The sequence below is a fragment of the Aeromonas jandaei genome (assembly GCF_037890695.1).
In the GTDB taxonomy this organism is placed as follows: Bacteria; Pseudomonadota; Gammaproteobacteria; order Enterobacterales; family Aeromonadaceae; genus Aeromonas; species Aeromonas jandaei.
The window spans coordinates 87,502-108,069 of sequence record NZ_CP149571.1; the positions used below are offsets into that span (position 1 = coordinate 87,502).

Sequence of the window (20,568 nt, forward strand, 5' to 3'; positions counted from 1 at the left end):
ACGTCTGTGATCACTCGGCCGCTTTCGGCTTGCGACGGCGCGGGCGGCGGCGATTGCGGCTGTTGCTGCTGCGCTTCTCGCCATCGTGGCTACGGCTCTCACCGCGCTCACCGCTGGCCGGGCGACGGGTCGCTTCCCGTTGCAGCTGCGGGCGCACATCCGGATTGGAAGCAACATAGCGCTCCCACCAGCTGGCCAGCTCGCCGAGACCGCGCTCGACCCGGTTGCGCAGCAACAGGAAGTCGAACGCCGCGCGGAACTTGGGGTGCTCCATGGCGCGCTCGGGGTGCTTGCCCTGACGACGGGTCAACCGCTGTTGCAGTGCCCAGATATCGCGGACATCTGTCGTGAAACGGCGGGGAACGGCGATGATCCGCACCTGATTGTCGAGCACCTCGTTGATCGCCAGCATGAAGGCGTCATACCAGGGCAGGCCGCTCTCGTTCTCCAGCACCCGACCACGGGCCTCGACGCAGCCCCACAGCAGGGTGGCGTAGAGGAAGGCGGGGGTGACGCGTTTATCTTCACGAACGCGAGTATCGGTATCGATCAGCGCCTGCTCGATAAACTGCTCGCAAGGCGAATTGCCGTGCGGGGTAAACAGTGCAGCCACTTGCGGGAAGAGCTGCTGGAACAGGCCGTACTCGCGCAGCAGCTTGTAGGTAGTCAGGGCATCGCCAGCCAGGAACAGCTTGAGGGTCTCCTCAAACAGGCGGGCAGCCGGAATATCCTGCAGCAGCGGCGCCAGCTCCCTGATGGGGGCTGCGGTGCGCGGGCTGATGGTCATGTCGAGCTTGGCGGCGAAACGCACGGCGCGCAGCATCCGCACCGGATCTTCGCGGTAGCGGGTTTCGGGATCGCCAATCAGCTCCAGCTTGCGCTCGGCCAAATCTTCCAGCCCGCCCTCGAAATCGTGCAGGGTGAAATCCTTGGCGCTGTAGTAGAGGGCGTTAACGGTAAAGTCACGGCGCTCGGCATCCTCTTCGATGGTGCCGTAGACGTTGTCGCGCAGCAGCATGCCTTCATCGGACTGGGCCGACACATGTTTGCTGGTATTGACCTGATGGTGGTGACCGCGGAAGGTGGCCACTTCGATCACGTCACGACCAAACACAATGTGGGCCAGGCGGAAGCGGCGGCCAATCAGGCGGCAGTTGCTGAACAGCGCCTTGATCTGCTCCGGCGTCGCATCGGTGGCGATGTCGAAATCCTTGGGCGTCTTCCCGAGCAGCAGATCCCGGACTCCGCCGCCGACCAGGTAGGCTTCGTAGCCGCCCTTGTTCAGGCGATAGAGCACCTTGAGTGCATTCTCGCTGATCTCTTTGCGCGAAATCGGGTGCTGGTCACGACTCAGGGTTCGACGTTGTCCGGCAACACGGGCCGGAATGGGGGACTCCGCCGACTGCTCGCCCTCATCCTTGCCGAGCACTTTGCGGCAAAAGTTTGCGATCTGGGAAAAAATGGTACACCTCGTTATGACTTCAAATTGACGGGAGGCCAAAAAAATAGCGGCCTATCATAGCTCACGCCTAACCAAATGAAAAACCGTGACGGCAATTGATCCCGTTTGAATCGGTGTTGCCGGAAAAAATAGCGGTCTATTCCGATAGCTCACGCCTGACCAAATGAAAAACCGTGACGGCAATTGATCCCGTTTGAATCGGCGTTGCCGGAAAAAATAGCGGTCTATTCCGATAGCTCACACCTGACCAAATGAAAAACCGTGACGGCAATTGATCCCGTTTGAATCGGCGTTGCCGGAAAAAATAGCGGTCTATTCCGATAGCTCACACCTGACCAAATGAAAAACCGTGACGGCAATTGATCCCGTTTGAATCGGCGTTGCCGCTAAAAAAGCGCCCTGTTCGAAGGAATTCGCTCTTACAAACCGGCCATTGCCCTTTTAGCGCCTGTCGGCACGGCAACAAGGCGGCTATGGTGCCAACCCCGCCACTATAAATTTAATTTATGGCTTTTCGGGAAATGACCCAATTCAACCTTATACCGAACCGGATCCCCGGCGCAGGGTCCGTTGTTCTCTCTTGCCTGCTCTCGAAAGCCTGCGCCCGATCCGCTCAAGCCGACTCGAGCAGCACTTCGCCTTGTCACCTTGCTTTTGGCTTTGGCTGCCAGATTTAGCCGGCAACCAACGGGATCTTCTCGCTGGCGGGCACCCGGGCCAGCTGCCAGTTGGCGATGCCCCAGCTGATGATCTCGTCGATCCGGCTTGCCATCAGCTCCGGCGGCGGACACTGACCGAGGAAGTGCAGCGCCTGCCACAGGGCCGGGCGCACCTCATCCAGCGCCAGCGCCGGCGCATGGTTCTGCTTGGAGAGCTTGTTGCCGTCGGCCTGCACCGCCAGCGGCAGATGCACCCAGTCCGGCACCGCAGCCCCCAGGGTCTGGTAGAGGGCAATCTGGCGCACCGTCGGCTCCAGCAGGTCGGCACCGCGCACTATCTCGGTGATGCCGCTGTCCATATCATCCACCACCACCGCCAGGTTGTAGGCGTAGAGCCCGTCGCGGCGACGGATAATGAAATCCTCCTCGGCGAGCGCCGCCGGTACCGCGATATGGCCCTGCAAGCGGTCATCGAAGTGGTAGACCGGATGGTGCTGGCGCAAGCGGGCGGCAGAGCCCTCTGCCGTCAGCCCCAGGGTGCGGCAGTGGCCATTGTAAAAGCCGCCGCTTGCCATGATTTCGCGCCGGGTACAGCGGCACCAGTAGAGATCGCCGGCCCGGTAGAGCTGGTCGATGATCTCGTCATAGCGGCCGTGGCGCGCGCTCTGGAACATCACCTCGCCATCCCACTCAAGACCGTATGCCTCAAGGGTCTTGAGAATAAGGTCGGCCGCCCCCGCCATCTCCCGCGGCGGATCGATATCCTCGATGCGCACCAGCCAGCGCCCCTGTTGCGCTCTGGCCTGCAAAAAGCTGCCGAGAGCCGCAATCAGCGAACCGAAGTGGAGCGGGCCGGAAGGGGACGGCGCAAAACGGCCCACATAGGGGCGAATTTGGGGGGAGGAAGGGGTATTCACAGCCATGACGGTTCGGGTAAGCAGTTCAGTGAGGCGCATTTTGGGACGCCCCGCCCAAAAGCTCAATAAAAATGCGCAATAAAAAAGGGAGCCCGCAAGCTCCCTTTTTCATATTGCAGCGGGTCGGTATCAACCGGCCATCTGCTTTTCCTTGATCTCGGCCAGCGTCTTGCAGTCGACACAGAGGTCGGCAGTCGGACGGGCTTCCAGACGGCGGATACCGATTTCGATACCGCAGTGCTCGCAGTAACCGAAGTCGTCATCTTCCAGCAGCTGCAAGGTCTTCTCGATCTTCTTGATCAGCTTGCGTTCACGATCGCGGGTACGCAGTTCGAGAGCGAACTCCTCTTCCTGCGCGGCACGATCCACGGGATCCGGGAAGTTGGCAGCCTCGTCCTTCATGTGATCAACGGTGCGGTCAACTTCCTGCATCAGTTGGTTGCGCCAGGCACCCAGGATCTTGCGAAAATGCGCCTTCTGTTGGTCATTCATGTACTCCTCACCCGGCTTTTCCTGGTAAGGCGCGACACCCGCAATGGCCAGGGGGCCCAGAGATTTCCTGTTTTCGCCTGTTGGCATGCCCTGTCTCCTAATTCAGCACGCTACCCGTGCCATCCATAAATTGAGGGCGACATCTATAGCAGAAGGGTAACGGGTAAGCAAACGAGCCGTACCAATAATGTTACCCACTCCAATATTTATGAACTCCCCTCGGGTAACAGGTGGCTGGATTCAAACGGGATAAATCCTTGTGCCACCATGCCTTGCACCCCAACATGGGGCCGATAGCATAAAATTTCAACCCCCGCCGCAATTGCCTGTTCAATTAGCAGACTATAGTGCGGATCTATGTGTGCTGCAGGGCGCATCCGGCTTATTCCGGAGTGCAACACCATAAATAGCAGCACGGCTCTGTGACCGGCCGCTTTCATGGCCATCAATTCACGTAAATGCTTGGCGCCACGGGCAGTTACCGCATCGGGGAAGTAGCCCATACCGGCCTCTTCCCGCTCGTCGAGCAGGGTGACCGATTTTACCTCGATGTAACAGTTGCCCTTCTTCTCATCTTCCAGCAAGAGGTCGATGCGACTGTTCTCTTCGCCATATTTCACCTCGGTGCGCAATCTGGCATAGCCGCACAGCGGTGTGATGGCATCCTGCTCGATAAGCTCGCGGGCAATCTGGTTGGCGCGCGCCGTGTTGACGCAGATAAAGTGGCCGGCCGGGCTCTCGGCGATCTCCCAGCTATGGGGTAGCTTGCGCTTGGGGTTGTCGGAGGTCGAATACCAGACCCGGTTCCCGGGTCAGCGCAGCCGGTCATGGCGCCGGTGTTGGCGCAGTGGATGGTGATCACCTCGCCATTAGCCAGTTCGACATCGGTCAGAAAGCGCTTGTAGCGGGCGATTAGTTGCCCGGATTGCAGCGGCGGATCAAATATCACGGGTTCGTCCTCCGCGCCTGTTCGTTTTCCCACTCATCCCGAGCCCCCTCATCCCTGGCTCTGGCCCGCAGCGGCCAGCAGGCGAGCGGCTGGTAGCGCACCCCGTCCGGAGTCGAGATCGACTCATAGAGACAAAATTGATCGGCCTTGAGCAGAAAATCGGGGGCCGGCAGGGTGGCTGGCGCCTCGCCCGCCTTGCGCGACAGGGTGACGTGAGGGCGATAACCCTGTTCGCCATTGCCAAGCCCCAGCTTCTCGCCGTGACGACGCAGCGCCTTCGCCAACACGGTCAGCTCGTTGGGCCACTCCTTCGGGCCAATCCAGCCAGCCTTGGCGCGGCTGAACCAACCGGTCTCGTCCAGCCGGATGGTGAGCGGCGGACAGTGCTGGCGCTCAACGGCGGCGATCAGGCGGCGGGTGGTCACCTCGTCCGCTTCACCGAGGAAGGCGAGGGTCAGGTGAAGATTGGCTTGCGGCACCGGCTGACCGGGCCAGGGGCGTTGATCACGCCAGCTGATGAGTTCGGGAGCGAGCTCCCCGACGGGCAGGGCAAAGAAGAGTTTGGCCATTCGGGTGAAGATGCCTTTATCCAGACAGAGAGGGTGGCCCATTCTATGGCAGCCATCTCCTCCTGTCTCGCCATCCGGGCCGAGGGCCATCTGCTCCCCCACATCTGCTCACGGTGGCCATGCTGGCTGTGGCAGAATAGGCGCCGTTTTACCGGTTGCAACAGAAGGTGTTGATCGTTTTGTCCCCACTCCCCATCGTTTCGGTGCTGCCCGAACTCTTTGCCGCCCTCGACCGCCACAACAGCGTGATCCTGCAGGCGCCCCCCGGCGCGGGCAAATCGACCCTGCTGCCGCTGGAGCTGGTACGCCAGAACCGGCTGCCCGGCCGCATCATCATGCTGGAACCAAGACGGCTGGCGGCGCGCAATATCGCCAGCTTTCTGGCGCGCCAGCTCGGGGAGAAGGTGGGCGAGCGCATCGGCCTGCGGGTGCGCGGCGAGAGCCGCACCAGCTCCGCGACCCGGCTCGAGATTGTCACCGAAGGGGTGCTGACCCGGATGTTGCAGCAGGATCCCGAGCTCGGCGGCGTCTCGCTGGTCATCTTCGATGAGTTCCACGAACGCAGCCTGCACGCCGATACCGCGCTGGCCTTCGCCATCGAGAGCCAGCAGGGATTGCGCGATGACCTCAAGCTCCTGGTGATGTCCGCCACTCTGGATGGCATGGCACTGGAAAAGTTGCTGCCGGATGCGCCGGTGATCCGCTCGGAAGGGCGCGGCTTTCCCATCGACTACCACTACCGCCCCGCCAATCGCCAGCAGTGGCTGGAGCCGCAAGTCGGCGCCGTGGTGCTCGAAGCGCTGGCCGAGCAAGCTGGCAGCCTGCTGGTCTTCCTGCCGGGACAGGGAGAGATCGAGCGGCTGGCACAGTGGCTGGAAGGACGGCTGCCGGATGATGTGACCCTCGCCCCCCTCTACGGCCGCCTCGACATGGCAGCCCAGCAAGCGGCCATCGAGCCGCCACCTGCGGGCCGCCGTAAGCTGGTGCTCACCACCAATGTGGCGGAGACCTCTCTCACCATCGAAGGCGTCTCTGTCGTGATCGACAGCGGGCTGGAGCGGCGTGCCTCGTTCGATCTGAAAAGCGGCGTCACCCGACTGGAGACCCGCCCCATCGCCAAAGCCTCCGCCACCCAGAGGGCGGGCCGTGCCGGCCGCCTCGGCCCCGGCGTCTGCTACCGGCTCTGGAGCAGCGAGGTGCAGGAGCGGCTCGCCGAGCAGAGTCCGCCCGACATCCTCACTCAGGAGCTGACCGGTCTGCTGCTGGATGCTGCCCAGTGGGGGGCAAAGGTGGAAGATCTGCCGCTGCTCGACATGCCGCCGGCTGCCGCCGTCGCCAGCGCCCAGCGGCTGCTGGTCGCCCTCGGCGCCATGAAGCCGGAGGGTGAGCAACAACTTACCCCGGCTGGCCGCGCCATGGCGGCCTTCGGTACCCATCCCCGGCTCGCCCGCATGCTGCTGCGCGCCCGCGAGCTGGAAGCTGAAGGTCTGACAGGGATTGTCGCCGATGCCGCATATCTGGTGGCGTTGCTGGAAGAAGATCTGCGAGGATCGGAGCGCCTCTCGGTGCTGTTCCACCGCCGTCAGGGAGCCCTGCGCCAGAGTGCGGCCCGCTGGTTTGAACGGCTCGGCGCTCGCCCGGCCAATCCACAGGGTCAGTGGCTCGGGCTGCTCTGCGCCCTCGCCTGGCCGGATCGCATCGGCAAGCTGCGCAGCGGCAGCCGTTACCAGCTCAGTGGCGGGGTGAGCTGCGATCTGAGCGAGGGTCACCCCTGTCAGGGTCAAAGTGCGTTGATTGCGGTGGAGATGGGCCAGAACGAGCGCGGCAGCCGCATCTTTATCGCCGAACCGATAGAGCTGGATGAGCTGGCGCGTCTGCTGCCGGAGCTGGTGAGCGAGCGCCAGTGGTTCGACTGGGACGAGCGCGAGGAGCGGGTGCGGGCCGAACGCCAACAGGTGATCGGTGAGCTGGTGCTGAGCCAGCGACCGCTGACAGACCTTTCGGATGAGCAGAAGGGGCGCTGCCTGCTGCAGGGCATCCGCCGCAAGGGGCTGCATGTGCTGCCGTGGGACGAGAGCAGCGAAGGGCTGCTGGCCCGTCTGCGCTGCGCCCGTGAGTGGCTGCCTGATGAGGAGTGGCCAGCCATGGATGACGACAGCCTGCTGGCCACCCTCGAACAGTGGCTGCTGCCGGCGGTGAGCGGCATGACCCGGCTGGAGCAGTTGAAAAAGCTCGATATGAGCGACATCCTGCGCCAATCTCTGCCCTGGCCACTGCCCAAACGGCTGGACGAGGCACTGCCCGGCCACTTCACGGCACCGACCGGCAGCCGGGTGCGGATCCGCTATCAGCCGGGTCAGGCACCGGTGATCCCGGTACGAATTCAGGAGATGTTCGGTCAGGCGGCAACCCCCTGCGTGGCCGATGGCCGGGTGGCGCTGGTGGTAGAGCTGCTCTCCCCCGCCCAGCGACCGCTGCAGATCACCGCCGATCTGGCCGCTTTCTGGGCTGGCTCCTACGAGCAGGTGAAAAAAGAGATGAAGGGGCGCTATCCCCGCCACTACTGGCCGGACAATCCGCTGGAGGCGATGCCGACCAGGGTCACCAAGAAGAAGATGGGAATGTAGGTTGGTGCAGGGAATAACGTAGCCCTACTCCAGCAGATGACCCTCACCCTGGCCCTCTCCCAGAGGGAGAGGGAATCGATCGAGGTTGGTGTTTGCTCCCTTCTCCCCTTGTGGGAGAAGGGCCGGGGATGAGGGGTGGGACATCCATCTGTCTGGCGGAGCGAAACCCGGAATCCAGATCCAATTGGTTAAGCCCAATCGGACATTAGCGAATGCGACATAACAAGTAGAAAGGAAAGCAAAGAGGATTTATGGCAACCCAACGACGCAAGCGCGCCCCCAAGAAAGCGCCACCCAAGCGTACCATCTGGCGCAAGCTGTTCTGGCTTGGCTTCAAGCTCTCGCTGGTGGTCGCGGCCTTCATGGTGGTGTTTGGCATCTACCTCGATACCCAGGTGCGCGAGCGATTTGACGGCGAGAAGTGGCAGCTGCCGGTGATGGTCTACAGCCGTCCGCTGGAGCTCTATCCGGGCCAACGCCTGTCGCGCGATCAGATGCTGCGAGAGCTCAACATGCTGAGCTACAAGCAGGTGCGCCAGCCCCATACCCCGGGTGAATACACCATCATCGGCAACCGCATCGAGCTTATTCGCCGACCATTTGCCTTCTACGATGGCACCGATGGTGCCCGCGGCCTGCGCCTCACCTTCAACGGCCCGCGTCTCGAGGGGATCCAGTCGCTGGAGAACCAGCGCCAGCTCGGTTACGCCCAGATGGACCCGGTGCTGCTCGACCGCCTCAACACCGAAGATCGGGAAGATCGCCTGCTGGTGCGCCTCGCCGAGGTGCCGGACAGCCTGCTGGTGACCCTGCTCACCACCGAGGATCGCGACTTCTATCAGCATGGCGGCGTCTCCCCTATCGCCATCATGCGCGCCATGTTTGCCAACCTGATCGCCGGCCGCACAGTGCAGGGCGGGAGTACCCTCACCCAGCAGCTGGCCAAGAACTTCTTCCTGACCCGTGAGCGCAGCCTGTGGCGAAAACTGCAGGAAGCCTACATGGCGGTGCTGATCGACTACCGCTACAGCAAGGACGAGATCCTGGAGTCCTACCTCAACGAGGTCTATCTGGGACAGAACTTCTCGCAAGGGGTCTATGGCTTCGGTCTCGCCTCCTACTTTTACTTCGGCATTCCGGTCAACGAGCTGGACATCGATCAGGTCGCCCTGCTGGTCGGTCTGGTAAAAGGCCCCTCCTATTACGATCCCTGGCGCTTCCCCGATCGGGCCAAAGTACGCCGCGATCTGGTACTGAAACTGCTGATGGATCACGGCAGCCTGACCCAGGCCGAATATGATCTGGCCAGCAAGCAGCCGCTCGGCATCATCGCCCGCGGCCAGATGAGCTACGGCCGCACTCCGGCCTTCATGGGGCTGCTCAAGCGCGAGATCCAGAGCCGCTTCGGCCCGGATCTGCTCAAGCAGTCCGGCCTCAAGATCTTCACCAGCCTCGACCCCATCGCCCAGCATGCCGCCGAGCAGGCGGTCGCTTCTGGCCTCGCCGACATCGAAAAACTGCGCGGCAAGAAGAAGCTGGAGGCCGCCATGGTGGTCTCCGACTGGCACAAGGGCGAAGTGGTGGCGCTGGTCGGTGGTCGCGATCCTCGCTACGCCGGTTTCAACCGGGCGCTCGATGCCCGCCGCCAGATCGGTTCGCTGGTGAAACCTGCGGTCTACCTGACCGGCCTCTCCAACGGCCTGACCCTGGCGACCCCCCTCAAAGATCAGCCGATCCGCATTCGCGGTCAGGATGGTCAGGTCTGGACGCCGCAGAACTACGATCGCAAGTTCCGCCAGAGCGTGCCGCTGATGGATGCGCTGGCCAGCTCCCTCAACGTGCCGACCGTCAATCTCGGTCTGCAGGTGGGGCTGGAGAAGGTGGTCGATACCCTGCACAAGCTGGGGGTGCAGCAGGAGATCCAGCCCTATCCGTCGTTGGTGCTGGGGGCCGTGGCGCTCTCGCCGATGGAGGTGAACCAGATGTACCTGCCCATCGCCAATCAGGGTCTGACCCAGCCGCTGTCGGCGATCCGCGCCGTGGTCAAGGGGGATGGCAGCCTGCTCTATCAGCATGATCAAACCGCCAAACGGGTTACCGACAGTCAGGCGAGCTGGCTCACCCTGTTCGCCATGACCAAGACGGTGAGCCAGGGGACGGCGCGCTCGCTGGGTGCCAAGTTCCCGGGCGCCACCATGGCAGCCAAGACCGGCACCACCAACGAGCTGCGCGACTCCTGGTTTACCGGGCTCGACAACAACGAGCTGGTCAGCATCTGGGTCGGCCGCGATGACAACACCCCGGCAGGCCTGACCGGTGCCAGCGGCGCCCTGCAGCTCTTCACCGGCTACATGAGCCAGCGCGGCGTCAACAGCCTGAGCCTGCAGATCCCGGAAGGGGTTACCTGGGCCAACTTCTCTCGCACCAGTGGCACCCGGGTTACCAGCGACTGCCCGGGCAGCCTGCAGGTGCCTGCCAAGGTCTCGACCATGGGCTCACCGACCAGCTGCAGCAGCCCGGGTACGCCACGCAGCGCGCTGGACGACTGGTTCGGCGGATTCTTCAACTGACCGAGGGAGACGGGTAGCCAGGGCTGCCCGTCTCGCCATCCCGCTTACAAGGAGTCACCATGAACCAGCCGCTGTTTGAGGCCATCCACCACGTTGCCATCATCGCCAGCGATTACGCTCGCTCGCGCCACTTCTATCACGAGGTGCTGGGCCTGCCCATCATTGCAGAGACCCTGCGCGAGGCGCGCCAGTCGTGGAAACTGGATCTGGCCCTGCCGGATGGCAGCCAGCTGGAGCTGTTCAGCTTCCCCATTACGCCCAAGCGCCCCTCTACGCCAGAGGCATGCGGCCTGCGTCATTTGGCCTTTCGGGTGCGCGACCTTGACCGCGTCATCGCCCATCTGCACGCCCACCAAGTCGCTGTGGAGCCGGTGCGGGTGGATGAGCTGACCGGCAAGCGCTTCACCTTTTTCGCTGACCCCGACGGCCTGCCGCTGGAGCTCTACGAAGCACCGCGCTGAGTCTGCATCGGCCAAACAAAAAGCCGCCCGGCGAACCGGGCGGCTTTTTTATTTATTGCTGGCGTTTTATCAGGCGGTGGTCAGCATGGCGACAGCCAGTGCCATCACCATCATGCCGGCCCAGCCGATGGGCTTGAGGCGCTCGCGGAAGATGAGCAAGCCACCCAGCGCAGTACCGAGAATACCGATTGCACCCCAGGTCGCGTAGGCCACGGCCAGGTCGATCTTGCCACCGCTGACCGCCTCGGAGAGCAGGGTAAAGGCCATCAGCACCAGCAGGATGCCGAGGAAACCCCACCTCTTGTAGCGAAAGCCGGCCGAGCGGTTGATCGCCATGTTGGCGCCGATATCCAGCAGCGCTGCGCCAAAAACGATTATTAACGGGTGCATACAACCTCCTCGCCATTGCGGGTGTCATCGTGAGCACTTGTCGGCTCATCGTGGCACTCCCCCATGGTCACCATAACAATACCCACTATCGCCAGCCCCAGACCAATCAACTCCTGAGCACTCAGGTTGTAGTCGAGGAACATCACGGAGACGACGGTGATCAGCGCAATCCCCAGCCCCTCCCACAACGCAAAGGCAATACCAATGGAGATTGTTTTGGCGGCTTTGGCCAGTAGCAGATACGAGAGCGAAATCAGCACCCACATCGGCAAATAGTTGAGCCATCCGGCATCGTTCTCGGGGATCATCGCCATACTCGAGGTGCCTGCCACCTCGGTCACTATGGCGCCCGTCAAAAATATTCGAGCTAAAAGCATGCGACTGAATAACATAAATTTTCCTTTTGTTGCTGCGACGGGAGAGATGGTAGCTCGGGTCTTCTCTCCGGCGGGAGTCGCTGAGCGTCGACAATATCGACGCTACTCGTTTGCCTTGTCAGTCGGGGGCAGGGTAAGGTGAAGATGGGATCACTGTGTCATATGCCGTAAACCATGAAGCTTTATCAGATAGAACTCTTTGTCGAGTCCGCCAATAGTGGCTCCATCGCCAGCACTGCCCGCCGTCTAGGCAAGAGCCGCAGCGCAGTCAGTACCGCCATAACGGCTCTTGAAGTCGAGCTTGGCGTCGAACTTTTTGAACGCGGTGCCAATCAGAGTCGGCTGACCGAAATCGGCGAGCTGGTGCTGGATGACTGCACCCGCCTGCTGCAGGCCGCCAACAGCCTGCAACAGAAATGCGAGCACTACGCTTCGGGGGCCGAAGTGGCGCTGCGGATCGCCCGCGATGACGCCATCCCCGAACAGGTATGGCGCGAGATGCTGGCTGGACTGCACAGCCAGTTTCCCGGCACCAGCATCTCGCTGGTGCTCACCTCGCCCCCCGAGCTACCCGCGCTGGTTGAGGAGGGATTTGTCGATGCCGCTTTCGGCCTTATTACCGAAGATCAGGAGCGCTGCGGCCTCCACATCGATCTGCTCAACCCGATCCGCACCCTGATGGTGGTCGCCCCCAACCACCCGCTGGCGGCACTGAAACGGGTAGTACAGCAGGATCTGACTGACCACACCCAGATAACCCTCTCCTATGTAGATGAATTCTCGCTAAAAAGTCTGCTGCCAGTGGGCGGCAAGCATATCGGTCTCTCCAGCTTCGAGTTGATGCGCAACTCTGTGCTGGATGGCCTTGGCTGGGCGGTGCTCCCCTCACCCCTCATACAGAGCCAGCTGAGGCAGGGTTCGCTACTGACGCTGAAACACAAGTTCAGCCTGCAGTGGCGGGATTACGGGGTCTATCTGGCGCAGAACGCCTATCACGGCAAGGCGCTGGCCTGGCTGAAGAAGTCGATCCAGACGTATCTGGAACCTTTCGAGTAATTGCAATGGCATAGCAAGCTCACGATCTGCATTTAAGCTGATGCGTCTACCGAGCATGATCGTGCATACTGTTTACATACTCATTGAACGCCGGAGGCGTAACCGATATGAGCAGTGCCCAAGACAAGGACGACATTTGGCTGGATGACGACATCATCGAACTCGATGACGAAGAGGTCGTAACCCCCAAGGCACTCAACCCCTGGCAGGTGCTGATCGTGGATGATGAGCCCGACATTCATCATGCCACCCGGCTTGCCCTCTCCAATATTCAGTACAAATCCCGCCCGCTCGAACTGCTCAATGCCTACAGTGGTACCGAAGCTGCCACCATGCTGGAGGCCAATCCCAAAATTGCCCTGATCCTGCTGGATGTGGTGATGGAGACAGAAGACGCCGGCCTGCGGCTGGTGCACAGGATCCGCAACGAAATGCATAACTCGCTGGTGCGTATCGTGCTGCGAACCGGCCAGCCCGGGCAGGCACCGGAGCAGCGGGTGATCCTCGATTACGATATCAACGACTACAAAACCAAGACCGAGCTGACGGTACAAAAGCTCTACACCACCGTCATCGCCTCCCTGCGCTCGTATGAAACGCTGAGTGCCATCGACAAGAGCCGGCAAGGTCTTGGCAAGATCCTGGAAGGGGCGGGAGACCTCTATCATCTCCATTCGCTCAAGGAGTTTGCCTCCGGCGTGCTCAAACAGATCAGCGCGATTCTGGACGTCGGTACCGAGGGCGCCATCTGTGCTGAACGCCGCCCGGGCGAGCAAAAACTGGAGATCCTGGCTGCCACCGGTGACTATGAAACCCTGCTGAGTCAGGGTAGTCTCACCGACTTCCCGACCCTCAACGAGTCGGTGACCAAGGCGCTGGCTGCCCGTTGCAACCGCTTTGAACATCCGCAGGACTCGCTCTATATCGCCGCCCAGAATGGCCGCGAGTTCGTACTGAGCTTTACCCCCACCCAGCCCCTCGATCCTCTCGAGTGCGACCTGCTGGATGTGTTCTGCCAGCGCATCTCCGCCGCCTACGACAACCTCTATCTCTACAACCAGTTGCTGCGTGCCCAGGAGGCGACCGTAGTGGCGCTGGCTGCGCTGGCAGAGTTCCGCGACTCGGACACCGGCGAACACGTCTTGCGGGTCCAGAAGCTCTCCGATGCTCTGGTGGAAGAGTTGCAGCAGATGGCCGCCTACCCTGAACAGCTCACCCCAGAGTTTGTCGAGATGATCGGCATGGCTTCCATCCTGCACGATGTGGGCAAGGTGGGCACACCGGACCATATCCTGCACAAGCCGGGGCGTTTCGATCCCGACGAGCGGGCCATCATGGAACAGCATGCCGGCATCGGCGCCAACATACTGCACAAGGCGGGCGAAATGGTGGAGGGCACCAGCTACCTGTCGCTCGGAGCCGAGATTGCCCGTGGCCACCACGAGCATTTTGACGGCAAGGGTTACCCCGAACGGCTGGCTGGCCAGCAGATCCCTCTCTCGGCGCGGATTGTGGCGGTAGTCGATGTGTTCGATGCCCTGCTCAGCAAACGCCCCTACAAGGAGCCCTGGACGCTGGAGCAGACCATGGAGTACATCCAGTCCCGCTCCGGCACCCAGTTTGACCCCCATGTCGTGGCTGCCCTCGCCCGACTGGTCAACGAATCGCGGCTTCCCTACTCGCTCTGAATCTCATGCCATACCGGTGACGCAACCCACCGGTATGGCATGAAAACAGCCAATTTGTTGCATTTTGCGCACACCTACTATCCCCCCGCGATAAACATCCCCTCTCTTTGGCGGCGATATCCGCTGAAATATGGTCATTTAACATCACATCGCTATAATGTCGGCCTGCAAACCCGATATTAAAACCAAGGAAATATCATGAGCCTGAACCTGGTACCGGCCGGCAAGAGCCTGCCCGACGATATCTACGTCATCATCGAAATCCCGCAGAATGCCGACCCGATCAAATACGAAGTCGACAAGGATAGCGGCGCGATTTTCGTGGATCGCTTCATGTCCACCCCCATGTTCTATCCGTGCAACTACGGCTATGTGAACGCGACCCTCTCTCTGGATGGTGACCCCGTCGACGTACTGGTTCCGACCCCCTACCCGCTGCTGGCTGGCTCCGTCATCCGCTGCCGTCCGGTTGGCGTGCTGAAGATGACCGACGAATCTGGCGAAGATGCCAAGATTGTTGCCGTACCGCACTCCAAGCTGACCAAGCAGTACGACCACATTCAGGATGTGAACGATCTGCCGGAACTGCTGAAAGCACAGATCCAGCACTTCTTCGAGCGTTACAAAGAGCTGGAAGCAGGCAAATGGGTCAAGGTTGAAGGTTGGGGCGACAAGGCCGCTGCCGAAGCCGAGATCAAAACCTCTGCCGAGCGTTACGCTGCAAAATAAGCGCAACCTGCAGATAAAAAAGGCGCCTTATGGCGCCTTTTTAGTGGGTTGTTGCGGCAAATTTGGGGGCGTTTCGCCAGCAGGATCCCCCTGAATATATATTTCACGACCATCTTGTTGCTGGTAGGGACGGTAATAATCGCTCCCGCAGCGATACCCTCCCTCCTTCTGACTCACCAGCTCGCAATTGACCGGCAGCACCTCCAGCCACTTGATAGCCTGCTGGAAGCGCAACCACTCCTGCCACTCATGTTCACGCGCCAGCTTGTCGCGCAGGGCAAAGGCATCGATACCGTCATCTCCCTTGCTGACGATGACAGGCCCCGCCACTGCAGGCAGGCTCATCGCCACCAGCCATCCCAAGAGCCACAGCTTCATAACCCCTCCTCGTGACTTTTTTTCACAATTAAATTTAAAGCCACATCAGTCTGTTATCCGGTTCACAAAACGAAACATCACCAAACTGGCCCTGCCTAACCTAGTTGTTAATTATCATCCCCGGCAGGAAACACCGCCATGAAGCCAATCGCCGCGCTGTTACTCGCTTTGACCCTCTCTACCACAGCCCATGCCAGCGAGATCCAGATGAGCTGGCAGTGGCAATCGCCGGGTGGTCAGCACCAGCACTTTCAGCTGACTACGGATGATCAGACCCTGGCTGCGAGTCAGCACGAGATGCAGCTGCTCGATGCCTCCCTCACCAAGCCGCTGGAGACCCTGTACGCCTACATAGGGCCCAGGCTCTACAACAGCATCAATCTCATCAATCAGTACAGTCCCGAGACCGCCACCAAGTTTCGCTCGCTGGAGCAGGCCTTCACCCTGCACGATGACAGCATGGAGTCGCAACTCTTCTGGCAAGCCTACCAGCAGTATCAGGATGACGCCTTCTACCAGATGATGGTGGTACCCTGCGTGCATCCCTCCAATCGCAAGCTGCCCTGCGTGCGGCCCGACTACTCGCGGCTCTTCTACCACTTCAAGGACTCCCTCAAGCCGCTGGCCCGCCAGTTTGCCGCCAAGGATCTCGCCACCAGCGTCAGCCTGCTGCAAGAGTGGCTGAACGCCATCCCGACCCAGCCAGAGCAGATGGATCACTTCGCTCCTCCGCTGCAGGCGTTGCAGGAGAACAAGGCCGACAGCGACGAGAAGGCGCTACTGATGGCCAGCCTGCTGGCAGAGCTGGCGCCGCAATATGTGCTCAGCATCATCTATCCCGATATCAGCATCGGCAGCGTCTCACCAGCCTGGCTCGCCATCACCGCCGACAGTGGCCTAAAGGGCGATACCCTGATGATCAACAACCAGCGTCAGATATTGCTGACCGGCTCTCCACTGATGGTGCAGCAGATGGCACTGGCCAGGATTCCCCTCGTCAGCCAGCCGCTCTACTGAACCCGAGAGCTCAGACCAGCAGCCAATTCATTGATTTTTATCGATGTCATGCCATCCTAGCCCACCTCGTCAAACCGACGGGGTGGTGGCACTTCCGAATTGCGATTCTATTTAACACTTTTTAAACAGATCCGATCAGTTTAGGATGAAGCTCGCCCATTCCCTCAATCTGAAACTCGTTATAACATAACAAATGGAGTGTCATCAGGATGAAACATCTCGTACTTACTTTGGCGCTGCTGCCCTGCCTCGCCTTCGCCAGCAACATCAAGGAAGCGAACCCGGTTCCGCTGGTCAATATCAGCGACAAGGGTGAGCTGGTACTCAGCGGCAAAGAGATCAGCTACCAGCCGTGGCAGAGCAAGGCGCTCACCGGCAAGGTCTTCCTGATCCAGCACATCGCCGGTCGCACCAGTGCCAAAGAGCTGAATGCACCGATGATCGAGGCGATCAAGGCAGCTCATCTGCCCCATGACAAGTACCAGACCGTCACCATCATCAACAGCAATGACGCCATCTGGGGCACCTCCGGTTTTGTGAAGAGCAGTGCCGAGGACAGCAAGAAAGAGTTCCCCTGGCTCGCCATCGTGCTGGATGCCAAGGGAATGGCCCGCAACGCTTGGGATCTGGCACCGGAAAGCTCGGCCATCATCCTGGTGGATAAAGAGGGCAAGGTGCTGTTTGCCAAAGATGGCCAGCTCGATGCCAACAACATCGCAACCGTGATGGGGCTCATCAAGTCCCATCTCTAATCAGAGTGAAAGGGCGCTGATGGCGCCCTTTCCATAAGGGTCTATGGGTCGTATCAAGCTGAAAATCTGGATCGTGTTGCTGGGCTGGTTGTTGCTGCAACCCCTGCTCGCCCGGCATCAGCTTGACTCCGCCCTGCCCGGTCACGACAACCACCACTGTCTGGTCTGCGCCCTCCATCTGGATGGCAAACAGGCTATCACCCCTACCCCATATTGTTACGCTGATAAAACAGCCGACACACCTGTTGTTGCGCTCATGCAACATTCGGCAGATGCCACCCCGCCCCACAGCTACGCAATCCGTGCGCCGCCGCTCGCCGCTTTTATCTATCCCTTTGTTTAAGTTCTCTTTTTGTTATTAAAAGGATTCAAGATGAAAGCAGTTACCCTGTTGCTGGCGGTAGCCACCTTTGCCGCGCACGCCAATCACGATGAACACGAAAGTCACAGCCACGGCGCCCACGAACATGGCCACGGCCACCTCAATCTGGTGGTCGATGGCGACCAGCTGATGATCGAGCTGCAAGCACCTGCTGCCGATCTGGTGGGCTTCGAACACGCAGCCAAGAGCGATGAAGAGAAGGCACAATATGCCAAGGCAATCGCCCGTCTCCAGCAGCCTGACCCCCTGTTTCGCTTCGACCCGGCCGCCGGCTGCAAGCTGACCCAGCAGGAGCTGCAGACGGCCAAAGAAGATCACGACCATGACCATGACCATGACCATGACCATGACCATGACAAGGCTGCCAGCAGGGAGCATGAGCACCACCATGATCATGACGAAGCGGGTCACGCCGATATGGGCGCCATGTACACCTACACCTGCGCCACCCCGGCCAAACTCACCGGTCTTGAAGCGACCCTGTTCAGCGTCTATCCGAGCCTTGAGAAGCTGAGCGTGCAGGGGATCCTGCCCACCGGCCAGACCGCAGCCGAACTGACCCCGTCCGCCAACAAGCTGAGCTGGTAACGCCATGAAAAACGCCGTGGTTGAGATCCGTGATCTGGCCTTTGCCTGGCCGGGTCACGAGGTTGTACTCGACCTGCCCACCCTGACCATTGCAAAGGGCGAGCGGGTCTTTATCAAGGGGCCGTCGGGCTCCGGCAAATCGACGCTGCTCGGCCTGCTGGCCGGGATCCAGACCGCCAACCACGGCACCCTGGAGGTGCTGGGCCAGCCACTGGCCCGGCTCTCTGGCCGCGCCCGTGACCACTTCCGGGCGGCCAATCTCGGTTACATCTTCCAGCAGTTCAACCTGCTGCCGTTTCTCTCGGTGCTGGATAACGTCACCGCTGCGCTCACCTTCTCCCCCGAGAAGCGCAGCCGGCTGCAAGCCACGCCACAACAGGAGGCGCGCCGCCTGCTGGCAGAGCTGCAACTGCCGGACGAAGCGCTGCATCGCCCCGTGCACGCCCTCAGCATCGGCCAGCAACAGCGGGTCGCTGCGGCACGCGCTCTCATTGGCTCACCACCGCTGGTGATCGCCGACGAGCCCACCTCGGCCCTCGACACCGACAACCGGGCCGCCTTTATCAAGCTGCTGTTTGAGGAGTGCGACAAGCAGGGTTCGACCCTCATCTTCGTCAGCCACGACCCTCATCTCGAACCCCTGTTCCCGCGGGTGGAGAACCTGCAACAGCTCAACCGGAGGGCATCATGCTGACTCTCGCCCTGCAAAGTCTCTGGGCCCGCCGCCTCACCGCCGGGCTCACCCTGCTGGCCATCGCCATCAGCGTCACCCTGCTACTCGGGGTAGAGCGGGTGCGCAATCAGGCGCGCGACAGCTTTGCCAATACCGTCTCCGGCACCGATCTCATCGTCGGCGCCCGCTCCGGTCAGGTGAATCTGCTGCTCTACTCGGTGTTTCGCATCGGCAATCCGACCAACAACGTGGGGTGGGACTCCTATCAGGCCATCAAGCAGCGCCCCGGCATTGCCTGGACCATCCCGCTCTCCCTCGGTGACTCCCACAAGGGATTTCGGGTGCTCGGCACCAACGGCGACTACTTCACCCACCTGAAGTACGGCCAGCAGCAGTCGCTGCAGCTGCGCGAGGGGCGACCGTTCGACACGCCTTTTGAAGCGGTACTCGGCTCCCAGGTGGCCGAGAAGCTCGGCTATCACCTTGGCCAGTCCATCGTCATCGCCCACGGCGCTGGCAACACCTCCTTCAGCCAGCACGACAACCTGCCGTTCAAGGTGGTGGGCATTCTGGCGCCGACCGGTACGCCCATCGATCGCACCATCCATGTGCCGCTGGCGGGGATCGAGGCGATCCATCTCGGTTGGGATACCGGTCGCCACAGCAAGAACGTCACCCCGGAGCAGGCGCTGGCGCAGGATCTCACTCCGAAAACCATCACCGCCTTTATGGTGGGGTTGAGCAACCGGATTCTGGCGTTCCAGCTGCAACGCACCATCAACACCTATCCCAGAGAGCCGCTGATGGCGATCCTGCCGGGCGCCGCCCTGCAGGAGCTGTGGAGCCTGATGAGCGTAGCGGAAACCGCCCTGTCGGTCATCGCCGGCTTTGTGGTGGTGGCGGGCCTTATCGGCATGCTGACCACCTTGCTCGCCGGGCTTAACGAACGGCGCCGGGAACTCGCCATATTGCGCTCCCTCGGTGCCGGCCCCACCCATATCTTCCTGCTGCTGGCGCTGGAGGCAATGGCGCTGACCACCGTCGGCATCGCGTTCGGGGTGGCAGTGCTCTATCTCGGGCAGGGGCTTGCTACCCCCTGGCTGCTCAGCCACTATGGCCTGCAACTGAGTCTGGGGCTGCCGAGTGCCTACGAGTGGCAGCTGCTGGGGCTGGTGTGGCTGGCGGGCATGGTGATCGGCCTGCTCCCCGCCGCCCGCGCCTACCGCTACAGCCTGAGCGATGGCATGAGTATTCGCGTCTAGCGAGACGCCCAAAAATAGAAACAGAAGGACAGATGATGAAGTGGAAAATAGTGGCGCTGCTCGCCAGCCTGCTGGCTCTGCCCGCCATGGCCGCAGACGATTACAAGACCATCGACTGGGACGTGCTCATCCCGCAGGGAGAGAAGATCCAGCCGCCCCCGCCGATCAACCATGACGGCAACTTCGCCTCGGTGCCGCAACCTGTGGGTGGCGTGAACAAGAAGCTGAATGAGCAGAATGTACGGCTGCCTGGCTTCGTGGTACCGCTGGAGGGGGATGCCAAGAAGATCACCGCCTTCCTGCTGGTGCCCTACTTTGGCGCCTGCATCCACGTGCCGCCCCCGCCCACCAATCAGGTGGTCTATGTGAGCTACCCCAAGGGGGCGCCAGTGGATGACCTGTGGGACGCCATCTGGGTCAAGGGCAAGATGCGCACAGTCAGCTCCAGCCACGAAATGGCCACCGCCTCCTACGCCATGGATGCGGTGGAGGTGAGCGTTTACGAGGAGTAATCCTCCCTTTGCAAAAAAAGCGGCCTCCACGGAGGCCGCTTTGTTATCTTCAAACTTG

At 61.1% G+C, this 20,568-nt stretch carries 20 protein-coding genes and 1 pseudogene; 13 read left to right on the top strand and 8 right to left on the bottom strand.

Features of this window, described 5'->3' with window-relative positions; genetic code table 11:
* Nucleotides 1–10: 10 nt before the first annotated feature.
* The 5 genes and pseudogenes from pcnB to thpR form a co-directional block, all read right to left on the bottom strand.
* Nucleotides 11–1,501, bottom strand: a complete 1,491-nt coding sequence (gene pcnB / locus WE862_RS00425) for a polynucleotide adenylyltransferase PcnB (protein WP_042030453.1) — start codon at nucleotides 1,499–1,501, stop codon at nucleotides 11–13.
* 634 nt (nucleotides 1,502–2,135) lie between these two features.
* A complete protein-coding gene (gene gluQRS / locus WE862_RS00430; RefSeq protein WP_042030528.1) occupies nucleotides 2,136–3,044 on the bottom strand; it encodes a tRNA glutamyl-Q(34) synthetase GluQRS in 909 nt (302 codons plus the stop codon).
* A 123-nt stretch (nucleotides 3,045–3,167) separates the two neighbouring features.
* Entirely contained in the window at nucleotides 3,168–3,617 is a 450-nt protein-coding gene (dksA, locus tag WE862_RS00435) for an RNA polymerase-binding protein DksA (RefSeq protein WP_005335644.1), read from the bottom strand.
* A gap of 119 nt (nucleotides 3,618–3,736) precedes the next feature.
* A pseudogene (gene sfsA / locus WE862_RS00440) lies at nucleotides 3,737–4,479 on the bottom strand (DNA/RNA nuclease SfsA).
* Nucleotides 4,476–5,048, bottom strand: coding sequence for an RNA 2',3'-cyclic phosphodiesterase (gene thpR, locus WE862_RS00445; protein WP_042030527.1), 573 nt, complete (start codon nucleotides 5,046–5,048; stop codon nucleotides 4,476–4,478). The pseudogene sfsA and the gene thpR overlap by 4 nt, the downstream one beginning before the upstream one ends.
* A 179-nt stretch (nucleotides 5,049–5,227) precedes the next feature.
* Here thpR and hrpB point away from each other — a divergent pair, with 179 nt between their 5' ends.
* The 3 genes from hrpB to WE862_RS00460 all read left to right on the top strand — a co-directional run bounded on the left by hrpB (nucleotide 5,228) and on the right by WE862_RS00460 (nucleotide 10,706).
* The gene (gene hrpB, locus WE862_RS00450; RefSeq protein WP_042030450.1) at nucleotides 5,228–7,675 is read left to right on the top strand and encodes an ATP-dependent helicase HrpB; all 2,448 of its coding nucleotides are present in this window, start codon (nucleotides 5,228–5,230) and stop codon (nucleotides 7,673–7,675) included.
* Between the two features lie 251 nt (nucleotides 7,676–7,926).
* Nucleotides 7,927–10,245 carry a penicillin-binding protein 1B gene (gene mrcB / locus WE862_RS00455; protein WP_041210229.1) on the top strand — a complete coding sequence of 773 codons (2,319 nt, stop codon included), beginning with the start codon at nucleotides 7,927–7,929 and terminating at the stop codon, nucleotides 10,243–10,245.
* Between the two features lie 59 nt (nucleotides 10,246–10,304).
* Nucleotides 10,305–10,706: a VOC family protein gene (locus WE862_RS00460; RefSeq protein WP_042030448.1), complete on the top strand. Its 402-nt coding sequence runs from the start codon at nucleotides 10,305–10,307 to the stop codon at nucleotides 10,704–10,706.
* A 69-nt stretch (nucleotides 10,707–10,775) separates the two neighbouring features.
* Here the strand turns inward: WE862_RS00460 and WE862_RS00465 are convergent, their stop codons facing one another.
* Nucleotides 10,776–11,096, bottom strand: a complete 321-nt coding sequence (locus WE862_RS00465; RefSeq protein WP_041210231.1) for an SMR family transporter — start codon at nucleotides 11,094–11,096, stop codon at nucleotides 10,776–10,778.
* Nucleotides 11,084–11,488 carry an SMR family transporter gene (locus WE862_RS00470; RefSeq protein WP_082035428.1) on the bottom strand — a complete coding sequence of 135 codons (405 nt, stop codon included), beginning with the start codon at nucleotides 11,486–11,488 and terminating at the stop codon, nucleotides 11,084–11,086. The genes WE862_RS00465 and WE862_RS00470 overlap by 13 nt, the downstream gene beginning before the upstream one ends.
* A gap of 159 nt (nucleotides 11,489–11,647) precedes the next feature.
* Here WE862_RS00470 and WE862_RS00475 point away from each other — a divergent pair, with 159 nt between their 5' ends.
* The 3 genes from WE862_RS00475 to ppa all read left to right on the top strand — a co-directional run bounded on the left by WE862_RS00475 (nucleotide 11,648) and on the right by ppa (nucleotide 14,946).
* The gene (locus WE862_RS00475; protein WP_042030446.1) at nucleotides 11,648–12,529 is read left to right on the top strand and encodes a LysR family transcriptional regulator; all 882 of its coding nucleotides are present in this window, start codon (nucleotides 11,648–11,650) and stop codon (nucleotides 12,527–12,529) included.
* A 107-nt stretch (nucleotides 12,530–12,636) separates the two neighbouring features.
* Nucleotides 12,637–14,217 (top strand): DUF3369 domain-containing protein, encoded by a 1,581-nt coding sequence (locus tag WE862_RS00480; protein ID WP_042030445.1) that lies wholly within the window; start codon nucleotides 12,637–12,639, stop codon nucleotides 14,215–14,217.
* Nucleotides 14,218–14,415: 198 nt separating this feature from the next.
* The gene (ppa, locus tag WE862_RS00485) at nucleotides 14,416–14,946 is read left to right on the top strand and encodes an inorganic diphosphatase (protein ID WP_005335667.1); all 531 of its coding nucleotides are present in this window, start codon (nucleotides 14,416–14,418) and stop codon (nucleotides 14,944–14,946) included.
* 27 nt (nucleotides 14,947–14,973) lie between these two features.
* Here ppa and WE862_RS00490 read toward each other — a convergent pair whose 3' ends face one another.
* A complete protein-coding gene (locus tag WE862_RS00490) occupies nucleotides 14,974–15,324 on the bottom strand; it encodes a hypothetical protein (protein WP_033113056.1) in 351 nt (116 codons plus the stop codon).
* Between the two features lie 138 nt (nucleotides 15,325–15,462).
* Here WE862_RS00490 and WE862_RS00495 point away from each other — a divergent pair, with 138 nt between their 5' ends.
* The 7 genes from WE862_RS00495 (at nucleotide 15,463) to WE862_RS00525 (ending at nucleotide 20,510) form a co-directional block, all read left to right on the top strand.
* The gene (locus WE862_RS00495) at nucleotides 15,463–16,341 is read left to right on the top strand and encodes a hypothetical protein (RefSeq protein WP_033113055.1); all 879 of its coding nucleotides are present in this window, start codon (nucleotides 15,463–15,465) and stop codon (nucleotides 16,339–16,341) included.
* 209 nt (nucleotides 16,342–16,550) lie between these two features.
* Nucleotides 16,551–17,093, top strand: a complete 543-nt coding sequence (locus tag WE862_RS00500; RefSeq protein WP_339058683.1) for a YtfJ family protein — start codon at nucleotides 16,551–16,553, stop codon at nucleotides 17,091–17,093.
* Between the two features lie 43 nt (nucleotides 17,094–17,136).
* Nucleotides 17,137–17,436: a DUF2607 family protein gene (locus WE862_RS00505; RefSeq protein WP_042030443.1), complete on the top strand. Its 300-nt coding sequence runs from the start codon at nucleotides 17,137–17,139 to the stop codon at nucleotides 17,434–17,436.
* 30 nt (nucleotides 17,437–17,466) lie between these two features.
* Nucleotides 17,467–18,063, top strand: a complete 597-nt coding sequence (locus WE862_RS00510; protein ID WP_042030442.1) for a DUF2796 domain-containing protein — start codon at nucleotides 17,467–17,469, stop codon at nucleotides 18,061–18,063.
* Nucleotides 18,064–18,067: 4 nt separating this feature from the next.
* Nucleotides 18,068–18,757, top strand: coding sequence for an ABC transporter ATP-binding protein (locus WE862_RS00515; RefSeq protein WP_042030440.1), 690 nt, complete (start codon nucleotides 18,068–18,070; stop codon nucleotides 18,755–18,757).
* Entirely contained in the window at nucleotides 18,751–19,998 is a 1,248-nt protein-coding gene (locus tag WE862_RS00520) for an ABC transporter permease (RefSeq protein WP_042030438.1), read from the top strand. Before WE862_RS00515 ends, WE862_RS00520 begins: the two co-directional genes overlap by 7 nt.
* Before the next feature lie 32 nt (nucleotides 19,999–20,030).
* Nucleotides 20,031–20,510, top strand: coding sequence for a DUF3299 domain-containing protein (locus WE862_RS00525; protein WP_041210241.1), 480 nt, complete (start codon nucleotides 20,031–20,033; stop codon nucleotides 20,508–20,510).
* The last annotated feature ends 58 nt before the right edge of the window (nucleotides 20,511–20,568 follow it).